The organism is Shinella sp. GW821-FHT10F02, from assembly GCF_058809275.1.
Window position 1 is genome coordinate 1 of the sequence record NZ_JBXASL010000025.1, and the last position, 1142, is coordinate 1142.

The window sequence follows — 1142 nt, forward strand, 5'->3', positions numbered from 1 at the left end:
AGCCCGAGCAACTGTGTTGTGTGATGTCAAGACAGGAACGCTCTGTTGTCCCTCACGGCTGCATTGAGGGCGACGAGGAGGCGTCTTGCGATGGCGATGATGACGAGCTTGGCCGGTTTGCCCTTGTCGCGCATGGCTTGGGCCACGGCCTTGAACGGGCCGGAGCGGCAAGCGGCAAGGGCTGCCATGTAGAGCGCATCGCGCACGCGCTTTCGCCCACCCCAGATGCAGCGCTTAGCGCGCATCGTGCCCGAATCGCAGGCGATCGGGGCCAGGCCTGCAAGCGCGCTGATGGCCCGCCGGTCCCGCTTGCCCAGTTCCGGCAGATAAGCCAGCAGCACCTTTGCCGTCACCGGTCCAACACCAGGGGCCGAGCACACGATGGCCTTCTGCGCTTCAAGAGAGGGCGCACACGCCAGCAGCGCCTCCATGCGGGCTTCCAGCACCTCGATCTGCCGGTCGAGCGCATCGATCACCTGCAAGAGGCTCTCCTCAAGCCAGTCGACATGCGGCTGGGCCAGGCGGATGCGCTCGCTCTTGCGCATCTCGACCAGCTGATCGCGGCGGTCCATGAGGTCTCGCAACCGTTCGCGGTCCGGCTCGGGCGGTATCTCGGCCGGCAAGGCCAGTGCTGCCCCGTAGCGGGCCAGCATGACGGCATCGACCCGGTCCGTCTTGGCCAGGAAACCGGCTGCCTTGGCGAACTGGCGTGCCTTGCGCGGATTGGCCCGGTGAAACGCTTGCCCGGCCTCGTGCAGGCGGTGGCACAGGCCCCGATCGTACGGGCCGGTCGCCTCCAGGACGCAGAAGCTTTCCTGCGTGCCCACAAGCGTGATGAGGGCCTCGTGCCCTTTCGTGTCATTGCTGAACCGGCATCGCCGCCCTGTCGGATGAAGGAAGCAATCCAGCCATTGTTTGGAAACGTCGATCCCGACGGTGCAAGGTGCTATGGTCATGACGCCCGGCCTTATCCTGCGGGATCGCCGCGCCAACGGCCTCCCGGTCAACTGTTCGGGTGAAAAAGCGATAAGGGGCAGCGTACCGTGCTCGGACACGGTCTTCTGAAGACCTGGGATGACAATGGTACGCTGCCCACCGCTGCATCTTACCAAATCATGCGGCTGCCACAGATAAGGATGACG

1 protein-coding gene is annotated in these 1142 nt (G+C 64.8%); it reads right to left on the minus strand.

Annotated elements, in window-relative coordinates; genetic code table 11:
* Nucleotides 1-26 precede the first annotated feature (26 nt).
* On the minus strand, nucleotides 27-1142 hold a 1116-nt coding region (locus AC1RWL_RS32170; protein WP_493097558.1), incomplete at its 5' end, for an IS110 family transposase.